Origin of the sequence: Streptomyces sp. CC228A, from assembly GCF_021390935.1 — a bacterium.
GTDB lineage: Bacteria > Actinomycetota > Actinomycetes > Streptomycetales > Streptomycetaceae > Streptomyces.
In genome coordinates, this window is sequence record NZ_JAJPUI010000003.1 from 105,226 (window position 1) to 130,130 (window position 24,905).

Here is a 24,905-nt window from a genome sequence, read left to right on the forward strand (position 1 = left end):
CCGCGGGGGCTCAGGCGAGGGCGAGGCGCCGCACCCTGCCGCCCAGTTCGATGACCCCGTCCGGGCCGGGAGCCGTCATGATCTGCGAGCCCCGGCCCTGGATGATGTTCAGGGCGCGCCCCAGCTCCGCCGTCAGCAGCAGGGCCGCCGCGCCCGTCGCCTCGTCCTCGTCGACGCCGTCGCCCCGCCCGGGGAACGCCCGTGCGCGGACCCGGCCCGCCGCCTCGTCCTCCCAGGCCCACGCATAGGTCCACTCCCCCACCGGCGGCACCGGCAGCGCGTCGACCTCGGCGGCGGATGCGTACCGGCGCAGGGTGCGGGGCGGCGCCCACTCGGCGCGGGCCTCGATCCAGGTGAACTCGCCGTCCTGGCGGGCCCACACCTCGCCGACGGGCAGGTCGAGCACCTCCAGGTCAAGCAGCCACGCGGCGCCGACGACGGGGTGGCCCGCGAAGGGCAGCCGCACGCTGGGCGTGTAGATGTCCAGGGCACCGCGCTCCGGGTCGTCGACGAACACCGTCTCGCTGTGCCCGAGCCTGCGCGCGAGCTCCTGGCGGGCAGCCGGGTCGGGGCAGGAGCGTCCGTCGCGTACGACGCCGAGCCGGTTGCCGTGCCGCCCGTCGGCGCCGCAGAAGACGGACAGGACCTCGGGTGCGCCGTTCGCGCCGTGCGGGCTCATCACGCGGGCATTCAAGCACGGCCCGTGCCCACCGGCCGCCGCCGGGCCCGGGGGCCCGTCCGGGTAGGGTTCGGTCGGTCGATGCGGGTACGGGCGAGGGCGTGAGGAGCAGTAGGCAACCGATGACGAGGCTGGGTCGGGCGCTGGGCGTCCTCACGGCAGTGGCCGTGCTGGCGTCGACGGCGAGCGGATGCGTGACGGTGCACGGCGAGTCGGAGATCGTGCCCACGGTCACCCGGGACGAGGCGGCGCGGGCGCTGGAGGAGTTCGTCGAGGCGTACAACGCGGCCGACAAGGCGTACGACCCGTCGCTCGACGCGCACCGGGTGACCGGGTCGCTGGGCGCGATCCACCAGGCCGGGCTGAAGGCCAGGTCGGTGACGCACCCTCAGGGCAACCCGAAGCACACGCCGCTGGAGCTGACGGACGCGCGGTTCGTGATACCGAAGAAGGCGGGCTGGCCCCGCTGGTTCGTCGCCGACACCGACTCCAACCGGGACGTGGACGACAAGGGACCGGGCGACAACCGCTGGCTGCTGGTCTTCATCAGGAACGGCAACGACCAGCTCTGGGAGGCCTCGCACCTCGCCGTCCTGGCGGAGCAGGCGGTTCCCGCGTTCCGCACCGACGCGGACGGGTTCGCCGAGCCGGTGGCGGACGGCCGGGTGGCCGGCATCAGCAAGGACTACGCCTCCTACCTGACCTCCGGGCGGCCCGCCGTGTTCACGCCAGGGCAGCACACCAGGGCGTGGCGGGAGGAACGCAGCAAGATCGCCAACCGGCCGGGGCTCGCCGTCCAGTTCGCGGACCAGGCCCTGGACACCGGGACGTTCCGGCCGCTGGCACTCGCCACCGAGGACGGCGGCGCGCTGGTCTTCTTCGCCACCCGGCTCTACGAGCGGCGCACCGCCGCGGAGGGGTACCGGCCCAAGGTCAGCGACAGCGAGAAGCCGCTGCTGACCGGCCGGGTGCGGGACACGGTCACGAAGGACTGGGTGCTGAGCGTGGCCGCCCGGCTGGAACCGGGCGCCGACGGCTCGGGCGGCGAGCGGGTCACGATCGTGACCCGCTCCCAGGGCGTGACCGCGGTGACCGGTTCCTAGCGGCGGGCGCGGCGGGCGGGGCGTACTGCCGCGGGCCCGCGCGCGGGCCGTGGACGTGCAGGGGAGGGCGCAGCCCCTTTTCCCCTGTGAACCGGACGCCCTGGCTGGGGGCCGCGGCGGTCCGCGGGCCCTACGCGCCGGGCAGGCGGGCGCGGGTCCCCTCCCCCTGAGCCGCACGCCGTCGCCGGGGGCCGCGGCGATCCGCGGGCTCTACGGGCCGTACGGCCTTACGTGCCGGGATGAGCCGCGCGAGCCCCGGCGGGCGCGCACGCCCGGCGGGGCTTGAGGACCGCGGGGCCGGACGACCGCGAGGCCCGACGGCCGCGGGGGCCGTCAGCGGCCGATGGGCCAGGCGACCGCCGGGTGCCCGCCGGCCTCGCCGTACTCGTCGGCGTACCGGTCGGCGTGCCGGGCGCAGGCGTCGGTGAGCCTCTCCAGCAGGGTCAGCGGGTCCGGCAGCGGGTGCTCCGGTCCCCGGACCCATTCCACGGCGTGGTCGCCGGGCAGCCGGGCGGGCGGCACCAGCACGTAGCTGCCGCGGCAGTGCCAGCGCAGACCGGGGTGCTCGTCCATGGTCTCGGGGTGGCAGTCGAGCTCGCACGGCCACCACTCGTCCTCGTCCTCCGGGGTGCCGCGGGTGGCGGTGAAGAACAGCATGCGGCCCTCACCGAGGGCGTCCCCGGCCTCGGCGACCGGGCCGACGTCCACGCCGTCGGCGAGCAGCCGCTCCAACGCGGCGCGACCGGCCTCCACGGGCACGTCCAGGACGTCGTGGACCATGCCGGTCGCGGTGATGAAGTTGGCCTGTGGCTGGCTCTGCGCCCAGCGCTCGATCTGGGCGGGGTCGGTGCTGCACTGCGTCTGCCAGGCGAAGGAGACGGGATGCCGGGCGGGCGTCGGACAGCCGATGCGCTCGCAGGAGCAGCGGTAGCCGGAGGGGTACGCGGCGGGGGCGAGCGGCAGTCCGGCCGCGGCGGTGGCCAGCAGGAGTTCCTCGCGGCTCGGGGCGGCGGACGACTTCCCCGGGTCCTTCGGCCTGCGGCGCAGCCAGTTCGCGAGTCTGCTCTCCCCCGTGCCGCGGTAGCGGCCGATACCGTCGCCCATCTATCCCCTCACACCTGATGCGAGCCCCTGCGGTCCCTGCCATGGTCCCACCATCCTGCGCCGCAGGTGACCGGACCGGGCAACCGGGGTGTGCGGGAGTGCTCCAGCGGGTAGGCAGAGGCGCCCCGACACACGGCCAGGGGGATGGAGTTACCGCTTTTTGTCGGGATATGCCCGGTGGTGGAGTTCCGTTCACCGTGAGGAGACCCACGCCGCCCCCGCGTGAAGCACACGTGAACGCCGGTAACCACCCGTACGGTGCGATGCGCGAAGCGGGGCCGCGGGCGCACCATGGCTGCGTCGCACGCACCCCGCGTGCGCCTGACGTCTGTGAGGAGCCTTCGTTGCCTCGTGACGCAACACCGCGCCGTTACCTGATGTGCCCACCCGCGCACTTCAGGGTGACGTACTCCATCAACCCGTGGATGGACCCGGCGAAACCGGTCGACCTGCCGCTCGCCCTCGCGCAGTGGGAGGACCTGAGGGACCGCTACCGCGCCCTCGGGCACACCGTGGACCTCCTGGAGCCGCACCCGGACCTCCCGGACATGGTCTTCGCCGCGAACGGCGCCACGGTCGTGGACGGCCGGGTGCTCGGCGCCCGCTTCCTGTATCCGGAGAGGGCCGCGGAGGCGGAGGCGCACCGCGCCTGGTTCCGCGCCCACGGCTTCCCCGACGTCCACGAGCCCGAGCACGTCAACGAGGGCGAGGGGGACTTCGCCGTCACCGCGTCGTACATCCTGGCGGGCCGCGGGTTCCGCTCCACGTCGCTGGCGGGCGACGAGGCGCAGGAGTTCTTCGGCCGGCCGGTGATCGGCCTGGACCTGGTGGACCCGCGCTACTACCACCTGGACACGGCGCTGTGCGTGCTGGACACGGCGGCGGACGAGATCATGTACTACCCGGGTGCGTTCTCGGCGGGTAGCCGCGCGGTGCTGGCCCGGCTCTTCCCCGACGCCCTGCTGGCGGAGGAGGCCGACGCGGCCGCCCTCGGGCTGAACGCGGTGAGCGACGGCCGCCACGTGCTGCTGCCGCAGGCGGCGGTGGGCCTGTTCGGGCCGCTCAGGCGGCGCGGATTCGAGCCGATCGGCATGGACCTGGGCGAGCTCCTGAAGGGCGGCGGCAGCGTGAAGTGCTGTACCCAGGAGCTCCGTCCCTGACCGGCAGGGGGCGGGGTCAGTCGTCGAGCGTGATGCGGAACTCGATCGTTCCGCCGCGCGCGGTGATCCTGGCCTCGCCCTCCGCGTCGGCGTAGGCGCCCGTCCCGCCGGTGACGGCGGCGGGCGCCCCGTGCGGGCCGGGGCCCTCCACGTCCATGGCGTCGCTGAGGGACAGGTGCCCGGCGTCGGTGCGCAGGACGCGCTCGCACTGCTGGACGTGGCCGCGCGCGTGCACGAGGACGGCGGTGCAGCGGGCGGTCATGTCGCCGATCTTCGCACCGGGCCCGCGGTCCGCGGTGCGCTCGTGGAGGTGCCCGTACAGGCTCCACGTGTCGCCCTGGTGCATGAAGAGCGGCCGGGTGCCGGACTTCAGGGTGACGACCCAGTCGAGCACCGGGCTCTCGGCTTCCGGTTCGGCAGCGGCGGCGCGGGCGGTCGCCGGGCTGATCAGCAGGGCGGCGGCCAGCGCGGCGGCCGCCGTCAGGTGTCGGTTCTTCGCCATGCCCTCAGACCAGCGCGCCGCGCGGGGCGGCGGCAAGGGGCGCGCGGGGCGGCTCACCCGGCCGGGCGCCCCGGCTCACCCGCCGGGCCGCCCGGCGGCGGTCGGTCCGGCGGCCAGGGGTCGCCCCACTCGGCGTCCCGCGCCGCCTTGTACCGGGTCCCGTGCCGCTTGGTGACGGTGTCGCGGCGCAGCGCCCCGCCCTCGGTGCACAGGTCCAGTAGGACCTGGCCCTTGCGGGTCTGCGGCCTGCGGACGATCCGTCCCTCCGCCGCGGCGGAGGGGAACCGCGTCGCCGCCACGTAGCCGAACTTCTCGTCCTCGTACGGCAGCGAGCCGCCCTTCACCTGCCGGTGCAGCGACGACCGGGCCACCCGCGCCGAGAAGTGGCACCAGTCGGTGCCCGGCACGATGGGGCAGGCCCCGCTGTGCGGGCACGGCGCGGCGACGGTCAGCCCGGCGGCGACGAGCTGCTCCCGGGCGGCGAGGATCCGCTCGTACCCGTCGGGGGTGCCGGGTTCGACGATGACGACGGCCTGCCCGGCGCGCGCGGCCTCGGCCACCAGGGAGCGGCGGTCCTCGGGGGTGAGCTCCTTGAGGACGTAGGAGACCGTCACCAGGTCGGTGGCCTCCAGGGTGAGCCCGGCGCCGATGCGGGCCCGCTGCCACCGGGCGTCCGGTCCGGCTCCGGCGGCCAGTTCGCGGCCCAGGGCGAGGGCGGGCTCCGCCCAGTCCAGCACCGTGCTGCGGGGTGCGCCGTCCCATGCCTCCGCGACCGCCCAGGTCGCCGCGCCGGTGCCGCCGCCGACGTCGGTGTGCCCGGTGGGCGTCCACTCGGGGGCCGCCTCCCGCAGCGCGGCCAGCGCGGCCCGTGCCGCCTCGAACGTGGCGGGCATCCGGTACGCCGCGTAGGCGGCGACGTCGGCGCGGTCCCGCAGGACGGGCGCGTCGGTCGGGGTGGTGCCGCGGTAGCTGGCGATCAGCCGGTCGACGGCCTGCGCCGCCCTGGTCGGGGGCAGCCCGTCGAGCAGCCCGGCGAGGGCGGCGCGCAGGGCGTCCGGGATGGGGAGGGAGGCGTTCACCGATCCATGGTAGGTGCGGGTCCGCGCTCCGCCCGCCACGGGCGGCACAGGCCGAGGAAGCAGCCCAGTGCGGCGACGGCGCAGGCGAGCTGGACCACGGCCATGGGCACGGCGGTCGTCTCGCCCGCGATGCCGACGAGCGGCGAGGCGACGGCCCCGACCAGGAACGACGCGGTGCCGAGCAGCGCCGACGCCGATCCGGCGGCGTGCTGGGTGCGCATCAGCGCCTGCGCGTTGGTGGTCGGCAGGGTGAGGCCCATCGCGGACATCAGCACGAACAGCCCGGCGGCGACCGGCACGAGCCCGACGGGTCCGAAGACGCCGGTGGTCATCAGCAGCAGCGCGAGCGCGGCCAGGGTGACGGCGGCCAGGCCGACCGCCAGCACCTTGTCGAGGGACACCCGGCCGACCAGCAGCTTGCCGTTGACCTGGCCGACGGCGACGAGGCCGACGGAGTTGACACCGAAGAGGAGGGCGAAGGTCTGCGGGGAGGCGCCGTAGATCTCCTGCACGACGAACGGGGACGCGGAGATGTAGGCGAAGAGTGCGGCGAAGGCGAGGCCGCCCGCCAGCATGTAGCCGGTGAAGACGCGGTCGGCGAGCAGTCCCCGCATGGTGCGCAGCGCGGTGCCGACGCCGCCGCCGTGGCGGCGCTCGGGCGGCAGGGTCTCGTGGAGCCACCTCCACACCACGAACGTCAGGACGGCACCGATGGCGGCGAGGACATGGAAGACGCCCCGCCAGTCGGTGAGCCGCAGGATCTGGCCGCCGATGAGCGGGGCGACGACCGGGGCGACGCCGGAGATCAGCATGAGCGTGGAGAAGAAGCGGGCCATCTCCACGCCGTCGTACAGGTCGCGGACCACGGCGCGGGCGATGACGATGCCGGCGGCCCCGGCGAGGCCCTGGAGCAGGCGGAAGCCGATGAGCAGGCCCGCGGTGGGGGCGAGCGCGCAGACCGCGGTGGCCGCCACGTACACGAGCATGCCGGCGAGCAGCGGGCGGCGGCGTCCCCACCGGTCGCTCATGGGGCCGACGACGAGCTGCCCCGCGGCCATGCCGGCGAGGCAGGCGGTCAGGGTGAGCTGGACGGTGGCGGCGGGCGCGTGCAGGGACCGGGTGACCTCGGGCAGGGCCGGGAGGTACATGTCCATGGACAGCGGCGGCAGGGCGGTGAGACCGCCGAGGACGAGGGTGACGAGGAGGCCGACCCGGCGGGCTGCGGCGCGGGGCGGGGACGCGGAGGCCGCGTGCGGCGGGGCCGCGGGGGCGGCGGCGCGCGGTGGGGGCGCGGGGGCGGCGGCGGTCTGCTCCGCCGGTATGTGTCCCGGTGTGTCCGTCGGTGGCTGTCCCTGCGTGCTCGGGCCGCTCTCCGGCATGGGGTCTCGTCTCCTGTTCTGGGGGGTGCGCCCGGCCTATGCTCTCAGCTCGACCGGAGTGGTTGAAACCTAAAGCGGAGGGGGCGGGCGTGGAGCGGAAGATCCGCTGGGGTGTGCTGGCGACGGGCGGCATCGCGGCGTCGTTCACGCAGGACCTGCTGGGCATGCCGGAGGACGCCGAGGTGGTGGCGGTGGCGTCCCGCACGCTGGAGGGGGCGAAGGGCTTCGCCGAGCGGTTCGGGATCCCCGGGGCGTACGGGTCGTGGGCCGAGCTGGCGGAGGACGGCGACGTCGACGTGGTGTACGTCGCCACGCCGCACGCGGCGCACCGCGCGGCGGCCGGGCTGTGCCTGGAGGCGGGGAAGCCGGTGCTGTGCGAGAAGCCGTTCACCCTGAACGCGCGGGAGGCGCAGGAGCTGGTCGCCCTGGCCCGGCAGCGCGGGGTCTTCCTGATGGAGGCCATGTGGACGTACTGCAGCCCCGTCGTGCGGCGCCTGGTGGAGGTGGTCGCGGAGGGGGCGATCGGCGAGGTGCGGACGGTCCACGCCGACTTCGGCCTCGTCGGCCCGGACGACCCGGGGCACCGGCTGCGCGACCCGGCGGCGGGCGGCGGCGCGCTGCTCGACCTGGGCGTGTACCCGGTGGCGTTCGCGCAGCTGCTGCTCGGCGAGCCGGACCGGGTGCAGGCGGACGCGCTGCTGTCGCCGGAGGGCGTCGACCTGAACACCGGCATGCTGCTGGGCTGGGACTCGGGGGCGACGGCCCTGCTGTCCTGCTCGATCGTGGCGGACACGCCGTTGACGGCGTCGGTGACGGGGACGGCCGGCCGGATCGAGTTCCCCCGCGGCTTCTTCTACCCGGAGGGCTTCACGCTGTTCCGGGACGGCCGGGACCCGGAGGAGTTCCGGGTGGAGGGCCGGCGCGACAGCATGCAGCACGAGGCGGCGGAGGTCATGCGCTGCCTGCGGGCCGGCGAGACGGAGTCGCCGCTGGTGCCGCTGGATGGGACGCTGGCGGTGATGCGGACGCTCGACGCGGTACGGGACCGCGTCGGCGTCCGCTATCCCGGCGAGTGACGGGCCGCGGGGCCACGAGACCGGTGGAGCCCGGCGCCCGGGCTTCCGGAGCGGGGCGGGCGGCGACGGCGCCGGGCCGACACCGGTCAGGCGGGCCGACCGGTCAGGCGGGCTGGCTAGGCGGGCGGGCTGGCCAGGCAGGCCGGTCAGGCGGGCCGACCGGTCAGGCGGGCAGGCGGGCAGGCGGGCAGGCGGGCAGGCGGGCCGGTCAGGCGGGCCGGAGCCCGGGGTTGCCGGCTTCCGTGACGAACGACGCCGCCGTGGTGACCGGTGAGCCCGGTGTCGTCACGGCGGACACGGTGCGGAAGTCGGCGCGGGCCGCGTCCTCGGCGAGGGTGACGCGGAGGTAGCCGCGGCGGCCGTCGTAGTACTTCATGTGCGGGTTGGCCCGGGTCAGGTTCTCCCAGTTGGCGGGCCGCGCCACGCCGTCCCTGCCGCTGCTGACGGAGGTGGCGACGAGCTCGGTGCCGATGGTGCGGGAGTCCGGATCGTCGAAGTCGGCCTTGAGGTCGAGCGCGTAGCCGACGTGGACGTCGCCGGTGAGGACGACGAGGTTGTCGACGCCGGCGTTCCACGCCCCGTCGAGCAGCCGGGTGCGGGCGGCCGGGTAGCCGTCCCAGGCGTCCATGGACACCTTGTGTCCGGGGCCCGGGACGTTGCGCCGGCGGGCGAGGACGACCTGCTGCGGCAGCACGTTCCAGACGGGGCGGGAGCGCCGCCAGCCGTCGAGCAGCCAGCGCTCCTGAGCGGCGCCGAGCATGGTGCGGGACGGGTCCTCCGACTCGGGGCCCGGCACCCGCCAGCCGTCGCCGTACGCCTGGTCGGAGCGGTACTGCCGGGTGTCGAGCACGTCGAACTGGGCGAGCGTGCCGAAGCGCAGCCGCCGGTAGAGGCGCATGTCGGGCCCGTCCGGCCGCTGCGGCCTGCGCAGCGGCTGGTTCTCCCAGTACGCGCGGTACGCGGCGGCGCGGCGCAGCAGGAACTCCTCGGGCGGCACGCCGTTCTCCGGGACGCCGCCCGCGTAGTTGTTCTCCGTCTCGTGATCGTCCCAGGACACGACGAAGGGGTGCGCCGCGTGCGCGGCCATCAGGTCCGGATCGGTCTTGTAGAGGGCGTACCGCAGCCGGTAGTCCTCCAGCGTGACGGTCTCCCGGGCGAAGTGGGCGGGCAGCGTGCGGTCGGTGTAGCGGCGGGCGCCGCCCACGGCGTCGACGGCGTACTCGTAGAGGTAGTCGCCCAGGTGGAAGACGGCGGAGAGGTCGTCCTCTGGCGCGAGGTGGCGGTACGCGGTGAAGTAGCCGTCGTGGTACGCCTGGCAGGACACCGCGGCGAGCTTCAGCGCGGCGGGGCGGGCGTGCGGGTGCGGTGCGGTGCGGGTGCGGCCGGCCGGGCTGGTCCAGGCGCCGGCGCGGAAGCGGTAGTGGTAGGCGCGGCCGGGTTCGAGGTGCCGTACCTCGACGTGGACGCTGTGGTCGAACTCGGGGTGCGCGAGGGCGCTGCCGCGCCGCACGACCCGGGTGAAGCGCTCGTCGTGGGCGAGCTCCCACTGCACCGGGACGCGGACGGCGGGCAGTCCGCCGCCGGGCTCGTACGGGCGGGGCGCGAGGCGGGTCCAGAGCAGGACGGAGCCGGGCAGCGGATCGCCGGAGGCGACGCCCAGCGTGAAGGGGTCCTCGGTGATCTTCCTGGCGTCGAGTTCGGCTGCCTGGGCGGCTCCGGCGGCCGGGAGGTGGACGGCGAAGGCGAGGGCGGCGGCGGCGCCGGTCGCGCCGAGGAACCGACGGCGACCGAACTGCTGTGCGGCTGCCCGGAGTTGGACTGCGTCGAAGGCCATGGGATCCAGTGCAGGCGGCCGGGTCGTCCGGAACACGACATCCACATGGCGGTCGCATGATGTCCGGGTGCCGGACCGTCCCGTACGCTGCGCCCCCATGGACGGTGCACGGAGGATCGCGGTGGTGACCGGCGCCGGCTCGGGCGTCGGCCGGAGCGTGGCCGCGGCGCTGGCGGAAGCGGGCTGGTCGGTCGCGCTCGCCGGCCGCCGGAAGACCGCACTGGCGGAGACGGCGGCGCTGGCGGGCGGGGACGCCCTGTGCGTCCCGACGGACGTGACGTCGCCGGAGGCGGTGCGCGCGCTGTTCGCGGCGGTGCGGGACCGGTACGGCCGGGTGGACCTGCTGTTCAACAACGCCGGCTCGTTCGCGGGCGGCGGCACACCGCTGGAGGACCTCCCGTACGAGACGTGGCGGCAGGTGGTGGACGTCAACCTGACAGGTGCCTTCCTGTGCGCCCAGGCCGCGTTCCGCCAGATGCGGGAGCAGGCGCCGCAGGGCGGCCGGATCATCAACAACGGCTCCATCTCGGCGCACGTGCCGCGCCCGCACTCGGTGGCGTACACGGCGACGAAGCACGCGGTCACGGGCCTCACGAAGTCGCTGTCGCTGGACGGCCGCCCGTACCGGATCGCCTGCGGGCAGATCGACATCGGCAACGCGGCCACGGAGATGACGGCCCGCATGCAGACCGGCACCCTCCAGGCGGACGGCACCGTCGCCGCCGAGCCGGTGATGGACGCGGCGGACGTGGCGCGCACGGTGGTGCACATGGCGTCGCTGCCGCTGGAGGCGAACGTGCAGTTCGCGACGGTGATGGCGACGACGATGCCGTACATCGGGCGGGGGTAGCGCGGGGGCGTCCGGTCGGCGGGGCTCCAGCCGGCCGGTCCGCCACGGACCCGCCGGTCGGCGGCGGGCCCGGAGGGACCGGTCGGCCACGGACCCGCGGGACGGCGGCGGCTTCGACGGGCTGGTGCACCCCGTACCCGCGGGACGGCGGCTTCGACGGGCCGGTACACCCCGTACCCGCGGGACGGCGGCTTCGACGGGCCGGTACACCCCGTACCCGCGGGTCGGCGGGGCCTCGACGGGCCGGGCGGCCACGGTCCCGCGGGTTGCCAGGGCCCCCGGAGGTCGGTCGACCGAGGTCCTGCGGGTCGCCGGGGCAGGTGCCGGTGCGGCGCGGATCCGCAGGCGGCTGAGGGCCGGTGCGGATCCGCAGGCGGCCGGGAGCCGGTGCGGGGAGCGCTGCCGGTGCGGGGCCTGGCAGCGGGGCCGCTACGCCTGGCCCGTTTCGAAGCGGCTGATCTTGCCGTCGTCGACGACGAAGTGCCACTGCGTGCGCATCTCGCCCCACGTGTCGTTGCGGTAGCGGGCGACGAGGTCGCGGCCGCCGCCCTTCTCCGACTCCACGTCCAGGTGGCCGCGCGTGGCGAAGACCTCGTTCTCCACCCACTGGTCGAGGTCGCGGTCGGAACCGTCGTCGGACATGGTGGCGTCGGGGGCGAGCGTCGCGACGAACGCCTCACGGTCGTGGGCGTTGAGCGCGGCGACGAAGGCGCGTACGGCGGGGTCGGTCAGCTTGTCCACGGGGATCGGCACGGCAGGCTCCGAGGGGAGAGGCGAAACGGACTCGTCGCCCCACCGGATACACCGCCTCCGGGGCGTCCCCGCGGCTGCCACGGGGGAGGCTCACCCCCATGGACCACATGTGGAAGACCATCGACGAGCTGCACGCCTGGCTCGACGGCCACGCGGAGGGACCGCCCGAGCGGACCACCCTGCTGCGCGTACTGAAGCTGTCGGAGGAGGTCGGCGAGGTCGCGCAGGCGGTGATCGGCGCGTACGGCCAGAACCCCCGCAAAGGCACCACGCACACGTGGGACGACGTCCGCGCGGAGCTCTGCGACGTGGTGCTCACGGCGCTGGTGGCCCTGCGGACGCTGACCCCGGACGCGCCTCGGGTCTTCGCCGACCACCTGGCCCGCGTCCGCGACCGGGCCCTGCCCTCCTGACACCCGCAACCGCTCCTGGCAGGGCAAGTGTGCAGGCGGCCAAGAGCCCGGAGCCGATGGCGACGGCGACAGCGACAGCGACAGCGACAGCGACAGCGACAGCGACAGCGACAGCGACAGCGACAGCGACAGCATGACCGTGCGGGGCAGCCGCGGCCGGTATCCGGACGACCACCCCCGGGCGGCCGCGCCGGCCACTCCCCCGCTCCGGGGTGCGCCCGGCCGCGGGCACCGGGTGCGGAATCCCGCCGCGGTGCCCGCCGCGGGCCGCCGGTGCGCCGTGCGGGGCGCCACCGGGGCCGCGGGGGCGTCAGGCCCGGCAGCGCAGCATCTCAAGCGGCGGGTTGGCGAGGAAGTCGGCCCAGAAGTCGGCGCCGAACTCCTCCAGACCGCTGTCGGACACCCGCACGGGCACCCAGGTCAGGTCGCGGAATCCGGCGGCCCGCAGACTCTGCTCGTAGACCTCGCGGCGCGGGCAGGTGGATTCGAACGAGACCGGCGGGTCGAGCAGGGCGGTGAGCCGGATACCCGGGCCGGTGCCGCCTTCCTTCCCGGTCGCCTCGCAGCGGAACCCGTACTTGTCCAGCGGCGGCCCGTCGAAGCGGTAGTCGGGGTTCTGGGCGAGCACGAAGAACTCGGCGCCGGGTGCGAGGCTCCGGTGCACGTTGCGGCACATCCGCTCCATGGCGGCGGCGTCCGGCGCGTAGTTGAGCAGCTGTACCGCCGTGGCGATGTCGAAGCGCCGCTCCAGGGGCCGCAGTTCGGCGATGTCGCCCACCTCGTAGCGCACCCCGAGCGGTTCGCGCTCCTCCATGGCGCGCGCCACGGCGACCATCTCACCGGAGATGTCGATCCCCAGGACCTCGGCGGCGCCGCGCCGCATGAACTCCCGGCTGTAGAAGCCGGTACCCGACGCCAGGTCGAGCACGGCCTTGCCGCGTACGTCGCCGACCATTCCCAGGAAGGCGGGTACCTCCCCGTAGCGCGCCAGCGGAAGGGACTTGAAGCCCTCGAACGCCTCACCGATCTGGTCATACAGCTGACTGGCCATCGTGCCGCCCTCTCTTGTGCCGTCAAGTCGTCTGTCCCGGGCCGCAGTTGCCCTGGGCCCGGCCTCTGTCGGGCAGTCTTCCGGCACGCCGGCGAAGGACCGTACTGGCGGAAACCACGAAGATGCGGACACCGCCCCGGCTCCCCGCACAAGGCACCCCGAGGATGGCGGCGGCCGGGGGCCGCGGGAGGACCAGTACGCCATGCCCCTCGGTGACACCGCCCGCATGCGTCTGCACCTCACCGAGGACGTGACCCTCGGCCCGCAGGAGCTCACCCCGGCAGAGACCGGGTCCAAGATTGACGGGTACGACGAGCTGGACCACGCGTCCTGACCGCACAGCGGCTTCGCTTCCGTCGGGAGGCGGGGCGCCGCCGTTTCACATACGCCCGCTACTGCACGCTTCGTGCCATACAGACAAGCCAGGGGGATTCCGGGGAAGGCTGAACAACCCCGATCTCCTCATATCCCCACCCTTCGTATAGCCTCATGACCTTTCCATCGCCTGCGGCGGGATTAACCATGAGGGTCGTGTAGGGCTCGTCGCGGTGCCTCATGAGCTCATCATGCATTTGCCGAGAAAGTCCTACCCCTCGCCACTTGGGAATTACACCGATTTCCTTGACGGCGATGGCGTCCTTGGATCTGTACTTAGCGGGAGGCGGGGTGCTCATTCGCTTCCACCATCGATCTTCGGGCGCCACTGTGTTTCCGTAGACATATCCGACAGCCCTGCCATCGGCCGAATCATGTCCGATTACGGCTGCCCAACCGGGTTCGACACCATGCCGATCCAGTCGCTCCAGGAACACGTCGAGTCGGTAATTCGGGTGGTCCAGACGGTCGGCACGCACCTGCGCGTACAGCTCTCCGAGCACGGCCCGCACGTGGGACGTGTAGGCAGTGTGGTGCTGTAGGCGAGCTGTACGCGTGGTCACCGGCGCTTCTCCTTGATTGCTCGGTCATGGTCGTACCACATTGCGGAGTATGGGCTGTGAGGAGCGATCTCGGAGATCCGAGCACCAAAGCCGGCCAGCATTCCGACCACTCGGGGATGGTTGACCGCGGAATCCTCGGGGACCGACATGACGGTCGTGATGGCCGCCTCCACTTCTCTCTGTTCGAGCTGGGCTCGGGCAAGGCGGGCGGTCGCAATGGCTCGCGAGCGGTGCATGTGCCCACGCAGGGAGGCAAGACAGCGGTGGCCATGTGCCTCAGCCTCGGCCCACATTCCGAGGCTGAGACAAGCCGACATGGCCAAGGAGTTGATTTCAGCCTCATCGTAGAAGGCGAGGAGCCACGAAGGACGCCCTGCATCGTCGCACCGCTTCGATCGGTGCCAGGCTTCTTCAGCTTGCTTGAAGGCGCGCAGCGCCGCACTACGGTCTCCGGATGCAGCGTAAATAGCACCGTGTCGGGCCAGTCCGAGGGAAGCGAAAACAGGATCGCGGCGTACCACCCCGAGACGCCTCGCGACGTGATTAGCCGCGTCGGCTTCCCCCGGTTTACCCATGTGTCTATACATCGTTCCGGCGTGCGACCAGATTCGGAACTGAATCATTTGGTCGCCGCTCATGCTCGCAACCTTGGCGGCCTTCCGCAGGTGATCCTCAGCGGCATCAAAGCGGTGGCCGTCGATGGCCGCCCACATTGCGGAAGACCTGAAGGCGGCAGCCGCTCCATACAAGGCTCCTCGTACCCGCTGGGAGGCCGTCCCGGCGCCTTGCAAGGCCATGGCCTCGTCGGCGAGCCGTTCCGACGCCTCTTCGATCCTGAGTTGGCCTCCGTGCCTGTGATCCGAGGCGATGATGTCGTCAAATCTCTGCCGAACCCGCGCCACGTCGGACATGCCGACTCTTCGAGGGGCGCCGACTGCGGGGGAAGCACTGCCGATCGCGGTGGCGGCTGCGATGGCGACTGTGCCCATGGAGAAGTCCCGGCGGTCCACTGGCGGCTCCTCAGACTTTCTGGCGGTGGTGCGTCTCCGACGCCTGAACCCTATTGATCAGAAACGGTTTGGGTTCTGGGTCGTTGGGTGGGTGTGAGCGATCTGGTGGGGGACGCGCGGCATCTGTCGCCGTCGGCGCAGGAGGCCCTGCGGCTGCGGGCGGTGGCCGCTCTGATGGCGGGGCGGGACCGCGAGGACGTGGCGGCAGTGTTCGGGGTGTCGCTGAAGGCGGTCGACGGCTGGTGGGCGAAGTGGCAGGCCGGTGGTCGGGAGGCCCTGGTCATGCGTCCTCGGGGTAAGCCGGTCGGTGTGCACCAGGTGCTCGGGGAGGCCGAGCAGGCCGCGGTGCGGCAGGCGGTCCTGGACCACCGGCCGTGTGACGTGGGGCTTTCCGGTCAGCTGTGGACACGGCGGCTGGTGGGCGAGCTGATCGCGAAGCTGTACCGGGTGCGGCTGACCGAGGTGGGGGTGGGCAAGTATTTGAAGCGATGGGGGCTGTCCTTCCAGCGCCCGGACAAGCGGGCCGTCGAGCAGGACCCCGAGGCCGTCCGGCGCTGGCATGAAGAGACCTGGCCGAAGATCCGCGTGCAGGCGAAGAAAGACGGCGGCGAGATCCTCTTCGCCGACCAGGTCGGCATCCGATCCGACCAGGTCACCGGCCGCACCTGGGGTGAGAAGGGGAAGACGCCCGTCGTGCGGCGGAGCGGGAACCGGTTCTCCGTGAACGCGATGTCGGCGATCAGCACCAAGGGCCGGATGCACTTCATGGTCTTCACCGAGTCCTTCACCGCCGAAGTGATGTGCCGCTTCCTGGGCCGGCTCGCCGGCCACTTCGACCACAAGGTCCACCTCGTGGTCGACGGTCACTCCGCGCACCGCTCGAAGAAGGTCCGCGACTGGCTCGCCGCCCACCCCGATGATGTAGAGCTGCACTTCCTGCCCCCGTACTCGCCCGAGCTGAACCCCGACGAACTGGTCAACGCCGACCTCAAGCACAGCCTGCCCAAGCAGCACCGGGCCCGCGACCAGGCCGAACTCGCTGCCGAAACCCGCCGCTTCTTCCGCAGGCGTCAGCGTCAGCCGCACATCGTCCGCGGCTACTTCGGTGGCCCACACGTCCGCTACGTCATGGACGAGAACCCCATGAGTTTCTGATCAATAGTTCCAGAGCACTTCGCCCCGATACGAGCTCGATCGCTCGGAGTTGCGGGCCGTTCGGGTACCTGACGCGGCCTGACCGCCAGTCGCGAATGTTGGAGCCCTCCAGGCCACCCATTCTGCCTGTGAGCTCCCCAACGGCCTGATTGACCTGCTCAGCGACCTCTCGGGCTGATAAGCCCGCCTCTTCCATCCAGTCCACGAACGCGCTGTTCGGCTTGTCCACATGGTCACGTTAGAGCCTCCCTCCGGCCTCTCGCACGCAAAGGAACGGTCAAATCGCCCTAGGCAGCGCCCTGTTCGCGGGGCCTGATCGCCCTACCTGTTGTTACCCGTGACGCGTTGACTGGTTATCAGCCGCCAGACGGGATCGGGTCCCTATCCGCAGTGTCTCCCCCGGCTCGGCGGCATGGAGGAGAGCCCGCCTCTGCGTCCCGTCGTGGGGGCGGGCGTCCATCCCGGAGGGAAGACCCCGTGACCATGAGTGCTACCCGAGCCGCAGCGACCGGAGTGCCCGGCTACTCCGAAACAATGCCTCGCCAGCCCGAGTCTGCGCAGCGAGCCCGTCAGCTCGTAGGCGCGGCTCTCCACAGTTGGGGCCTCGGCAACCTTGCCGAAGACGGTGTGCTGGTCGTCTCCGAGCTTGTGACCAATGCCGTGCAACACGGCCAGTACACCTCCTTGCGCGTTCGCGTGTCCCGGCCTGCTCCGAACCGGGTCCGATTGGCCGTCGCCGACAGGTCCCGCAAGGTACCCATCCGCCGCGAACCCACAGACGAAGCGGAGGCAGAACGAGGACTCGTTCTCGTGAGCCACGTTGCCGATCGCTGGGGCACCGATCTGCGCCGCTGGGGAAAGATCGTGTGGGCCGAACTGTCGACTGGTAAGTCCACGTGATGGGGCGCCACGCGAAGCGCAGCCGCTTCCTCCTCACCCTCCGCCCCCTGCCGTCCACACGAGGCAACGCGGCCGTCCCGGCGACCCGCCGTGAACCCGGCGCCACCTGGAGGCACCCATCGGTAGACCCGGCAGGCGTCGCCCCCGGACGGGCCCGATGACGACGCGCTCCGCCGGTTCCTCGAAGCACTCCGGCGTTGGCAAGTGGAGGACGGGGGCGAGCCCGTGCCGATCACGCGGGAGACGGCACTCCGCACTACCGAGTATGGGGGGTGTCTGGAGCTGCCTACCAGCTGACCGAAGGCGGTTGGCGAAGCGACTCCTCCATCCCCTGGTTGAGGTACGGGGACGAGCGCCTGGCCTTCGTGCTCGCCTCGCAGCTCATCCGCGAGTTGCGCAAGGTCACCGTCGTGGACCTTCCGTAGGGGAACGCAACTTCCACCGCCCAAAGGAGGGTGCCAGCCATCTCCCCTGGCGCTACCCGGCGGTGGGCTTGGTCTCGACGTAACGGGCGGGCCAAGCACCGCCAGCCCGACCGGGCTGGACCGACGAGAGAAAGGAGGCACCTGGTGCCCGAGATCCCCGAGCCGGCCGAGACCGATGAGCCGGTGGTCATCGAGAGCGACACCCAGCTCGCCGAGCAGCCGGACGAGGACGAGGACCAGAGCAGCAGCACCGCGGCCCGGTCCGGACGGCACACGCTGCCGGTCGGCGCCGCGAAGCTCAGCGCCCACGCCGTCCTCACGGCGTAAGTCTTCCCAGCAACCGCCCGCCCTCTCCGCGGTCAGCGCGGACGGATGAGGCGCCGCGTCCTGGCTGGGCGCGGCGCCACCCAGCACCACAACGACAGCGAGAGGAGCACGATGCCCAGCACAAGCCGCCGACTCGCCTCGGCCCCGCGTTCGGTGATCATGCAACCGACGACGCTGTGTCAGCCGATGGACTGCACTTATTGCTACCTGCCGTTCCGAAAGTCCAACCATCTCATGGCCCGCGAGGTCGCCGAGGCCGTGGCGAAGGCGGTCAACGGCTGGGCCGCCGAGCAGCCTGGGTTCGAGGTGGTCTGGCACGGAGGTGAGCCCCTGGCCGCCGGCCGCGAGTACCTGGCCACCCTCATGGCCACCTTCGTAGGCGTCAAGCACTCAGTCCAAACGAACGCCGCCTTACTGGACGACGCCTGGTGCCAGTTCTTCATCGAGCACGAGATGCATATCGGGGTCAGCATCGACGGCCCCGAAGACATGAACACCCATCGCGTGACCCGCGCCGGCCACCCCGGCTTCCGAGTCATCATGCGCGGCATCGAACGCCTGCGCCGCCACGGCATCCCGTTCTCCGCCATCGCCGTCGTCTCCGACCCGGACCCGGCCGACGCTCCTCGCCTCTACGAGTTTTTCGCCGAGCAGGGCGTGACCACCCTCGGCGTCAACGTCGAGGAGGAGGAAGGCGTCAATCACAACGCGACGCACACCGCCCCTGCGCGAGCGACGGACTTCTGGGCCGCCCTGACGGACGCCTGGCGAGCCAACCCGGTCATTCGGGTCAGGGAGGTGCAGCGCGTCCTGAACTTCGCCAGCGCCGTCATCGGCGGCCAAAACCTTGTCCCGAGCCCCGCTTCAGCACCTTGGGACCCGATGCCCACCGTCGCCTACGACGGCGGCGTCGTCATGCTCTCTCCCGAGCTCGCCGGGTTCACTGACAAGCGCTTCGGCGACTTCACCACCGGCAACGTGCTGCACACGAACCTCGACGTGCTTGTGGCCCAAGCCGAAGAGCGCACCCCCTGGATCTCCGAGTTCTGGTCCGGCGTGGACGCCTGCCGCTCCACCTGTCCCACCTTCGCCTTCTGCGGAGGTGCCCATGCGGCCAACCGGTACTTCGAGCACGAGGGCCGGATGGATGGCACCAGGACCCGGTACTGCACCACCTCCAAGATCGCCCTACTTGAAGGAGTGACGCGACATGTCCGCGAACACCGCCCCTGACGCCACCGCACTCGTGATGGACTCGGCCCCGGGGTTCACGTCCCTCCTGGAGGCCGCCGGCGCGGCGGCCCTCCCCCGGTGGCAGAACGTCCTCACCCCGCCCCTCGCGGCCGGGTTCGACAACCGCCCCACGTGGGACAACCCGACCCCCGCGTTCGACAACCGACCGTCCTGGGACAACTGGAAGAACAAGTAGACCAGCGCCCCAATCAGGACGGCCCCGCCCCCACGCGGGGCCGTCCCCGGCAGCACCAAGGAGCACCCATGGCCAGCCGAACCTTCGGCCACGTCACCGTCACCACCCCCGACCTGGATGAGCCGGGCCTGTACCTGTCCCAGGTCGACACGCTCGACAGCCCGCGAGGCATCGTCCAGGACTTCAGCTACGGGAACGCCGACCTGCGGGCTCTGAACCTGCGCGACGCCCAGCTCATCACCGGCCGTATCACCGGCGTCCAGGCCAAGCACGTCGAATTGGAAGCGGTCACCCTCCACGGAGTCGAGATCTCCGGGGCCCACCTCGGCACTGCCCGCTGGAGCGGAAGCAAGCTGACCCGCGTCCACCTCCGCGACAACAAGCTGATGGGCGCCGCCCTGGACGGTGTGGTCCTGGACGACGTGCTGTTCGAGAACTGCAAGCTCGACTTCGCCACCTTCCGAAAGGTTCGCGCGACCGGGCCCCTGGCCTTCGTCGGCTGCGTCCTCACCGAGGCCACGTTCACCGACTGCGACCTCTCCGCCGCCGTGTTCAGGGGCTGCACGCTCCGGCTCACCGAATTCGGCACCGGCCGCTACCGCGACACCGACCTCCGTGAGAACGACTTGTCGGCCCTCCGCGGGATCTCGAACCTCACCAAGGTCCGTATCGACCCCGGCCAGCAGGCGGACCTCACCGAAGCCCTCATGGCCGAGCTGGACATCACGCTCGGAGACAACTGAACCGGGAGACTCCGTGCCCCTGTACATAGCCTTCGACAGCCACTCCGCACTCGGCGAGCGGTGCGACTTCACGGCTGTCCGCACGACGAGGGGCGACGACCCGCGTTATGAGGAAGGGGCCGTCGTTCCCTCCGGGCCGTGGCTGCCCCTCGCGGAGGTGGACAGCGCGGAGCTGATCGCCCCCGCGAGCCTGGCCCCGAGCACTCTTGTGGAGCTCGTCCGGCCACCGATGCCGAGCGGCGCCGATCTTTCGCGGCTGGGCACCTCATTGGGTGACGACCAGGCTCATTACCTGGGTCAGGCACGGGCCACGCCCGACATGCTCACCACCACAGTGAACCACCAGAACGGTCGGCGCATCGGACTGCACCTGGACAACTGGGACAAGCTCATCTCCGGCCGGAAGCACACCGGGCGGCGTCGACTCGCCTTGAACCTGGGCCCAGGCGCCCGGTACATCGTCCTGGGCACCTTGGACGCCCAGGCGGTATGCCGCGCCCTGTATCCGGAGGATCACGAGTACCGCTATCCGCACACGGACGACTGTCGCGCCTACGTCGCAGCGGGTCACCCCGCCCGATGTGTCCGCATACGCCTCCTGCCCGGCGAGGGCTACATCGCCCCCACCGAATACCTGCTGCACGACGGCTCCACGGAGGAGCAGGGGGCCGGCTCGACCATGGCTTTCTGGCTCGGACGATGGCCTGCCCGAACCCTCCCGTCCCTGGTCTGACCGCCACACGATCGCCACACAGCACCGAGAAACACCCCGCACCAGTCACAAAGAGTGAACAGCACTCACCGAGTTCCCGCAGATCGAAAAGGCCCCTGACCAGGCAAAACGCCAGGTCAGAGGCCTCTCCTCAGCAGGCCGACAGACGAGCCAAGCTATACGCCGGGTTCTGTTCCGTGGGGTCCTCGCGGGCCCCACGGCGACGGCCATCCATCTAGGACCGGCGTTGCCGCCGGTCTCGTGCGGTCTACCCGCGGACTCGGGCGGGCAGCCCTCGATCGTCCGCGCAGGACCACCGCGAGGCGGTCCCTCTTGACCTTGCTCCGGGTGGGGTTTACCGAGCCGCCTGAGTCACCTCAGGCGCTGGTGGTCTCTTACACCACCGTTTCACCCTTACCGGGGGCCGAGGCCCCCGGCGGTCTGCTTTCTGTGGCACTGTCCCGCGGGTCACCCCGGGTGGGCGTTACCCACCACCCTGCCCTGTGGAGCCCGGACGTTCCTCGGGGGGATCCCGAAGGGTCCCCACGCGGCCGCCCGCCCGGCTCGTCTGCCGTGCTGGTCATCGTACCCGCTGCGGTGGGCGGGCAGACGTCGGTGCGGCCCGGCCTGGTGGTTCCCGTGCCGCTCGTCGGGCTGCTCGGGCGGCGGCGGGAGGTGCGGGCCGTGCGGTGCCGCGCCGATGACGCCGACGGGCCGGTCGCGGCGGTCACGCGGGCACGAAGTGCGCTTTGTCCCGGCCCGGGTATGCCCGGGTGAGGCGGACCGCGAGGCGTTCCCCGAGCGGCAGGGGTTCCGGGTCGGCGCTGTCGATGCGGGCGACCACGGCGGGGTCCCGGAGGTGCACGGTGCCGACGGTCGGGTCCTCGTCGCGGACGTCCACGACGACGCCGGTGAAAACCTCGCCGACCCGGTCCATGAGCAGGGCGGCCTCCACGAGGTCCACGCACTCCCGCTCGACGCGGTGGGCCAGGCTCGTGCCGTCCGCCATCTCCTGGGGCAGGGCGGGCAGTGCGGCCCGCACCCACTCGGGCGGCTCGTGGCCCGCGACGGCGGCGACGCACAGCTCGCCCGCGTACCGGTCGACGAGGCGGCGCAGCGGGGCCGTGCAGTGCGTGTACTCGTCGGCGACGGCGGCGTGCGCCGCGTGCGCCGGAAGGCTGCCGTCCGTGAAGACCGTGTACCCGGCGCCGCGCAGCAGGGTCGTGCAGTCCTGGAGGAAGGCCGCCTGCCGCGGGTCGCGCGGGTCCAGGGTGCGCAGGAGCGCCGCGTACGGCACGTGGTGCGGCCAGTCGACGCCGAGGGCGTGCGCCGAGCGGCGCAGCCTGGCCACGGCGCCGTCGGGGGCGGTCGGCAGGGTGCGCAGGACGCCGGTGCCCGCGGCCGTCATCAGGTCGGCGGCGGCCGTGCCCGCCAGCAGGGAGATCTGGGCGTTCCAGGCGTCGGCGGGGCGGGGCGGCCGGTAGGTGAGGCGGTAGCCGCCGTCGGTCGGGGTGATCTGCTGTTCGGGGACGTTGAGGGAGATCCCGCCGCGCTCGGCTTCCCGTTCCTCGCGGAGCCGGCCGATGTCGCGCAGCAGGGCGACGGGTTCCTCCGCGGTGCCCGTGTCGATCTGCCCCTGCACGGTCGCGTAGTCGAGCCGTGCGCGGGAGCGGACCAGTGCGCGGTGCACGTCGGTGGCGACCCTTCGGCCGTACGCGTCGAGGTCGATGCGCCACAGGAGGGCCGGTGCGGTCTGGGCGGGCAGCAGGCCGGCGGCGCCCTCGGACAGCACGGAAGGGTGCAGGGGGATCCGCCCGTCGGGGAGGTACAGGGTCGTGACGCGGCGGTGCGCCTCCGCGTCGACGGCGCCGCCGGGCTCCACGAAGGCGGAGACGTCGGCGATCGCGTAGTGCACGCGGTAGCCGCCGTCGGCGCGGCGGGCCAGGTGCATGGCCTGGTCGAGGTCGGTGGAGCCGGGCGGGTCGATGGTGAACAGCGGCAGGTCGGTGGCGTCCCTGCCGGGCAGGCGCGGGGACTTCGCGGCGGCCTCGGCCTCGGCGAGCACGGCGGGCGGGAAGCCGTGCGGCAGGTCCAGCTCGGTGCGCAGCGCCCGCAGGGCGGCCGTGAGCGGTGCCTCGGCGGCGCCGCTCACGCGGAGGTGGCGACGGGGCATACGGCGAGCGTAGGCCGGGGCGGGGCGGGCGGCACTTTGTACGCTGGTCGGCGCGGTGCCCGGCCCGGTCGGCCGTGGTGCCCGCGCCGGCGGTGGGGCCGCGCCCCCGCTGCCGTACGTACGGAGACGAAGGAGACGCATCGTGCTCGTGCTGTTGCCGCCCTCGGAGGGCAAGGCCGCCTCGGGGAGCGGGTCGCCGCTGGAGCCGGAGGGGCTGTCGCTGCCGGGGCTCGCCGGAGCGCGGGCGGCCGTGTTGGAGGAACTCGTCGAGCTGTGCGCGGCCGACGAGGACAAGGCGCGGGAGGTGCTGGGGCTGAGCGAGGGGCTGCGCGGCGAGGTCGCGAAGAACGCCGCGCTGCGGACGGCCGGTGCGCGGCCCGCCGGTGAGGTCTACACCGGAGTGCTGTACGACGCCCTGGGCCTGGCGGCGCTCGACGCGGTGGCGCGGGAGCGGGCCCGGAGGTCGCTCCTGGTGTTCTCCGGGCTGTGGGGTGCGGTGCGGATCGACGACCGGATCCCGTCGTACCGCTGCTCCATGGGGGTGAAGCTGCCGGGGCTCGGTGCGCTGGGGGCGTTCTGGCGGGCGCCCATGGCGCAGGTGATGCCCGAGGCGGCCGGGGACGGCCTGGTGCTGGACCTGCGGTCGGCGGCGTACGCGGCGGCGTGGAGGCCGAAGGGCGAGGTGGCCGGGCGGACGGCGACCGTGCGGGTGCTGCACGCGCCGACGCGGAAGGTGGTCAGCCACTTCAACAAGGCGACGAAGGGCCGCATCGTCCGGAGCCTGCTGGAGTCGGGGTCCGCGCCCGGCTCCCCCGGCGAGCTGGTGGAGGCGCTGCGGGACCTGGGGTACGTGGTGGAGGCCGAGGCTCCGGGGAAGGCCGGGAAGCCCTGGGCGCTGGACGTGCTGGTGGAGCAGGTGCACTGATCCGTGCCGGGCGGGGCCGCCGGGATCGGAGCAGGTGCACTGACCCGTGCCGGGCGGGGCCGCCGGGATCGGAGCAGGTGCACTGACCCGTGCCCGGCGGGGCCGCCGGATCGGAGCCAGTGCACTGACCCGTGGCCGGCGGGGCCCGCCGGGATCGCGCGGAGGCCGGTGCCTCTGCCGCCGGCGCGGGCAGTGTCGTTGCACTGCGTGCAACGGTGATTGCGGGGTGCGCACGGCGGCGGGCACGATGCGCCCATGGCTGCTGCGCTGGACCTGGTCCGCGGGCCCGTGCTGCCCGTGGTCGTCGTGGAGGACGCAAGCGAGGCGGTGCCGCTCGCGCGGGCGCTGGTGGCGGGCGGGCTCCCCGCCATCGAGGTGACCCTGCGGACGCCGGCGGCCCTGGACGCGGTGCGGGCCGTGGCCGGCGAGGTGCCGGAGGCGGTGGTGGGCGCGGGCACGGTCGTCTCGGCGCGGTCCGCGGCGGACGCGGTGGCCGCGGGGGCGCGGTTTCTGGTGAGTCCGGGGTGGACGGGCTCGCTGCTCGACGCGATGGACGCGGCGGGCGTGCCGTACCTGCCGGGGGTGTCGACGGCGTCCGAGGTGGTGGCGCTGCTGGAGCGGGGCGTGCGGGACATGAAGTTCTTCCCGGCGCAGGCGGCGGGCGGGGCCCCGTACCTGTCGGCGCTGGCGGGTCCGCTGCCGCAGGCCCGGTTCTGCCCGACGGGCGGGGTCACGGCGGCGACCGCGCCCGCGTATCTGGCGCTGCCCAACGTGGGCTGCGTGGGCGGGACGTGGATGGTGCCGCCCGGTGCCGTGGCGGCGCGGGACTGGCAGCGGGTGGAGCGGCTGGCCCGGGAGGCGGCACGGCTGGGCCGCCGGGGCGCGGACGCTTCCGGGTGACGGGCGGCCCCGGCGCCGGGGCCCTGGGCGCGGTCCCCTCGGGCCCGGCTCAGCGGCGGCCGGGGCATCCGCCGTGTGGAAGCGCCCGTGCTGCCGGTCGCGCGCCCCGGCAGGGGGCGTCGGCCGCACGCACCGGCAGTGGGAGTCGCCCGCACGCACCGGCGGCGACATCAGCCGCCTGCACCGGCCATGGCATCGGCCGCGCGCACCGGCAATGGGGGCCGGCGGCCGGGGTGCGTGGCAGGCGGCGAGCCGCGCGTGACCTCAGGTGAAGTCGATGCGCGC

General features: G+C 73.0%; 26 protein-coding genes and 1 other RNA gene. 16 read left to right on the top strand and 11 right to left on the bottom strand.

The window, feature by feature from the left end:
- Nucleotides 1-10: 10 nt before the first annotated feature.
- The gene (locus tag L6E17_RS10385) at nucleotides 11-679 is read right to left on the bottom strand and encodes a PhzF family phenazine biosynthesis protein (protein WP_236240873.1); all 669 of its coding nucleotides are present in this window, start codon (nucleotides 677-679) and stop codon (nucleotides 11-13) included.
- Nucleotides 680-801: 122 nt separating this feature from the next.
- Between L6E17_RS10385 and L6E17_RS10390 the strand changes: the two genes are divergently transcribed.
- Nucleotides 802-1,782, top strand: a complete 981-nt coding sequence (locus tag L6E17_RS10390) for a hypothetical protein (RefSeq protein ID WP_236240499.1) — start codon at nucleotides 802-804, stop codon at nucleotides 1,780-1,782.
- A 333-nt stretch (nucleotides 1,783-2,115) separates the two neighbouring features.
- Here the strand turns inward: L6E17_RS10390 and L6E17_RS10395 are convergent, their stop codons facing one another.
- A complete protein-coding gene (locus L6E17_RS10395; protein WP_236240500.1) occupies nucleotides 2,116-2,886 on the bottom strand; it encodes a bifunctional DNA primase/polymerase in 771 nt (256 codons plus the stop codon).
- Between the two features lie 344 nt (nucleotides 2,887-3,230).
- Between L6E17_RS10395 and ddaH the strand changes: the two genes are divergently transcribed.
- Nucleotides 3,231-4,046, top strand: coding sequence for a dimethylargininase (gene ddaH, locus L6E17_RS10400; RefSeq protein ID WP_236240501.1), 816 nt, complete (start codon nucleotides 3,231-3,233; stop codon nucleotides 4,044-4,046).
- Between the two features lie 16 nt (nucleotides 4,047-4,062).
- Here the strand turns inward: ddaH and L6E17_RS10405 are convergent, their stop codons facing one another.
- From L6E17_RS10405 to L6E17_RS10415, 3 genes are read right to left on the bottom strand one after another with little or no spacing between them, the layout of a single operon-like run.
- Complete coding sequence (locus L6E17_RS10405; protein WP_236240502.1) at nucleotides 4,063-4,548, bottom strand: hypothetical protein; 486 nt, start codon at nucleotides 4,546-4,548, stop codon at nucleotides 4,063-4,065.
- Between the two features lie 53 nt (nucleotides 4,549-4,601).
- Nucleotides 4,602-5,627 carry a small ribosomal subunit Rsm22 family protein gene (locus L6E17_RS10410; protein WP_236240503.1) on the bottom strand — a complete coding sequence of 342 codons (1,026 nt, stop codon included), beginning with the start codon at nucleotides 5,625-5,627 and terminating at the stop codon, nucleotides 4,602-4,604.
- Nucleotides 5,624-7,006 carry a multidrug effflux MFS transporter gene (locus L6E17_RS10415; RefSeq protein ID WP_236240504.1) on the bottom strand — a complete coding sequence of 461 codons (1,383 nt, stop codon included), beginning with the start codon at nucleotides 7,004-7,006 and terminating at the stop codon, nucleotides 5,624-5,626. Before L6E17_RS10415 ends, L6E17_RS10410 begins: the two co-directional genes overlap by 4 nt.
- 38 nt (nucleotides 7,007-7,044) lie before the next feature.
- Between L6E17_RS10415 and L6E17_RS10420 the strand changes: the two genes are divergently transcribed.
- Nucleotides 7,045-8,082: a Gfo/Idh/MocA family protein gene (locus L6E17_RS10420; protein ID WP_236240505.1), complete on the top strand. Its 1,038-nt coding sequence runs from the start codon at nucleotides 7,045-7,047 to the stop codon at nucleotides 8,080-8,082.
- Between the two features lie 208 nt (nucleotides 8,083-8,290).
- Here the strand turns inward: L6E17_RS10420 and L6E17_RS10425 are convergent, their stop codons facing one another.
- Nucleotides 8,291-9,916 (bottom strand): alkaline phosphatase, encoded by a 1,626-nt coding sequence (locus tag L6E17_RS10425; RefSeq protein WP_236240506.1) that lies wholly within the window; start codon nucleotides 9,914-9,916, stop codon nucleotides 8,291-8,293.
- A gap of 97 nt (nucleotides 9,917-10,013) precedes the next feature.
- On the opposite strand from L6E17_RS10425, the gene L6E17_RS10430 reads away from it, so the two are divergent.
- Complete coding sequence (locus L6E17_RS10430; protein ID WP_236240507.1) at nucleotides 10,014-10,766, top strand: SDR family oxidoreductase; 753 nt, start codon at nucleotides 10,014-10,016, stop codon at nucleotides 10,764-10,766.
- A gap of 429 nt (nucleotides 10,767-11,195) precedes the next feature.
- Here L6E17_RS10430 and L6E17_RS10435 read toward each other — a convergent pair whose 3' ends face one another.
- On the bottom strand, nucleotides 11,196-11,519 hold the full coding sequence (locus L6E17_RS10435; protein WP_236240508.1) for a nuclear transport factor 2 family protein: 324 nt from the start codon (nucleotides 11,517-11,519) through the stop codon (nucleotides 11,196-11,198).
- 98 nt (nucleotides 11,520-11,617) lie between these two features.
- On the opposite strand from L6E17_RS10435, the gene L6E17_RS10440 reads away from it, so the two are divergent.
- Nucleotides 11,618-11,932, top strand: a complete 315-nt coding sequence (locus L6E17_RS10440; protein WP_236240509.1) for a MazG-like family protein — start codon at nucleotides 11,618-11,620, stop codon at nucleotides 11,930-11,932.
- Nucleotides 11,933-12,242: 310 nt separating this feature from the next.
- Here L6E17_RS10440 and L6E17_RS10445 read toward each other — a convergent pair whose 3' ends face one another.
- Complete coding sequence (locus L6E17_RS10445) at nucleotides 12,243-12,983, bottom strand: class I SAM-dependent methyltransferase (protein WP_236240510.1); 741 nt, start codon at nucleotides 12,981-12,983, stop codon at nucleotides 12,243-12,245.
- Nucleotides 12,984-13,185: 202 nt separating this feature from the next.
- Here L6E17_RS10445 and L6E17_RS30445 point away from each other — a divergent pair, with 202 nt between their 5' ends.
- Nucleotides 13,186-13,317, top strand: a complete 132-nt coding sequence (locus L6E17_RS30445) for a hypothetical protein (protein WP_268985052.1) — start codon at nucleotides 13,186-13,188, stop codon at nucleotides 13,315-13,317.
- 600 nt (nucleotides 13,318-13,917) lie between these two features.
- Here L6E17_RS30445 and L6E17_RS10450 read toward each other — a convergent pair.
- Nucleotides 13,918-14,832, bottom strand: a complete 915-nt coding sequence (locus tag L6E17_RS10450) for a hypothetical protein (protein ID WP_308315863.1) — start codon at nucleotides 14,830-14,832, stop codon at nucleotides 13,918-13,920.
- 252 nt (nucleotides 14,833-15,084) lie between these two features.
- Between L6E17_RS10450 and L6E17_RS10455 the strand changes: the two genes are divergently transcribed.
- The 8 genes from L6E17_RS10455 (at nucleotide 15,085) to L6E17_RS10490 (ending at nucleotide 20,643) form a co-directional block, all read left to right on the top strand.
- On the top strand, nucleotides 15,085-16,086 hold the full coding sequence (locus L6E17_RS10455) for an IS630 family transposase (protein ID WP_236240391.1): 1,002 nt from the start codon (nucleotides 15,085-15,087) through the stop codon (nucleotides 16,084-16,086).
- A 534-nt stretch (nucleotides 16,087-16,620) separates the two neighbouring features.
- Entirely contained in the window at nucleotides 16,621-16,986 is a 366-nt protein-coding gene (locus L6E17_RS10460; RefSeq protein ID WP_308315871.1) for an ATP-binding protein, read from the top strand.
- Between the two features lie 272 nt (nucleotides 16,987-17,258).
- Complete coding sequence (locus L6E17_RS10465; RefSeq protein WP_236240512.1) at nucleotides 17,259-17,411, top strand: hypothetical protein; 153 nt, start codon at nucleotides 17,259-17,261, stop codon at nucleotides 17,409-17,411.
- A 144-nt stretch (nucleotides 17,412-17,555) separates the two neighbouring features.
- Complete coding sequence (locus tag L6E17_RS10470) at nucleotides 17,556-17,738, top strand: hypothetical protein (protein WP_236240513.1); 183 nt, start codon at nucleotides 17,556-17,558, stop codon at nucleotides 17,736-17,738.
- A gap of 186 nt (nucleotides 17,739-17,924) precedes the next feature.
- Nucleotides 17,925-18,971, top strand: coding sequence for a radical SAM protein (locus L6E17_RS10475; protein WP_236240514.1), 1,047 nt, complete (start codon nucleotides 17,925-17,927; stop codon nucleotides 18,969-18,971).
- A complete protein-coding gene (gene amcA, locus L6E17_RS10480; protein WP_236240515.1) occupies nucleotides 18,949-19,167 on the top strand; it encodes a multiple cyclophane-containing RiPP AmcA in 219 nt (72 codons plus the stop codon). Before L6E17_RS10475 ends, amcA begins: the two co-directional genes overlap by 23 nt.
- Before the next feature lie 68 nt (nucleotides 19,168-19,235).
- Nucleotides 19,236-19,910, top strand: coding sequence for a pentapeptide repeat-containing protein (locus L6E17_RS10485; RefSeq protein WP_236240516.1), 675 nt, complete (start codon nucleotides 19,236-19,238; stop codon nucleotides 19,908-19,910).
- A 13-nt stretch (nucleotides 19,911-19,923) separates the two neighbouring features.
- Nucleotides 19,924-20,643, top strand: coding sequence for a hypothetical protein (locus L6E17_RS10490; protein WP_236240517.1), 720 nt, complete (start codon nucleotides 19,924-19,926; stop codon nucleotides 20,641-20,643).
- A 142-nt stretch (nucleotides 20,644-20,785) separates the two neighbouring features.
- Here L6E17_RS10490 and rnpB read toward each other — a convergent pair.
- Together rnpB and L6E17_RS10500 are read right to left on the bottom strand one after the other, a co-directional pair.
- Nucleotides 20,786-21,189: RNase P RNA component class A (gene rnpB, locus L6E17_RS10495), an RNA gene on the bottom strand.
- Nucleotides 21,190-21,349: 160 nt separating this feature from the next.
- The gene (locus tag L6E17_RS10500) at nucleotides 21,350-22,795 is read right to left on the bottom strand and encodes an RNB domain-containing ribonuclease (protein WP_236240518.1); all 1,446 of its coding nucleotides are present in this window, start codon (nucleotides 22,793-22,795) and stop codon (nucleotides 21,350-21,352) included.
- 142 nt (nucleotides 22,796-22,937) lie between these two features.
- Between L6E17_RS10500 and yaaA the strand changes: the two genes are divergently transcribed.
- Together yaaA and eda are read left to right on the top strand one after the other, a co-directional pair.
- The gene (yaaA, locus tag L6E17_RS10505; RefSeq protein WP_236240519.1) at nucleotides 22,938-23,720 is read left to right on the top strand and encodes a peroxide stress protein YaaA; all 783 of its coding nucleotides are present in this window, start codon (nucleotides 22,938-22,940) and stop codon (nucleotides 23,718-23,720) included.
- A gap of 255 nt (nucleotides 23,721-23,975) precedes the next feature.
- Nucleotides 23,976-24,620, top strand: a complete 645-nt coding sequence (gene eda / locus L6E17_RS10510; RefSeq protein ID WP_236240520.1) for a bifunctional 4-hydroxy-2-oxoglutarate aldolase/2-dehydro-3-deoxy-phosphogluconate aldolase — start codon at nucleotides 23,976-23,978, stop codon at nucleotides 24,618-24,620.
- Nucleotides 24,621-24,905: the final 285 nt, after the last annotated feature.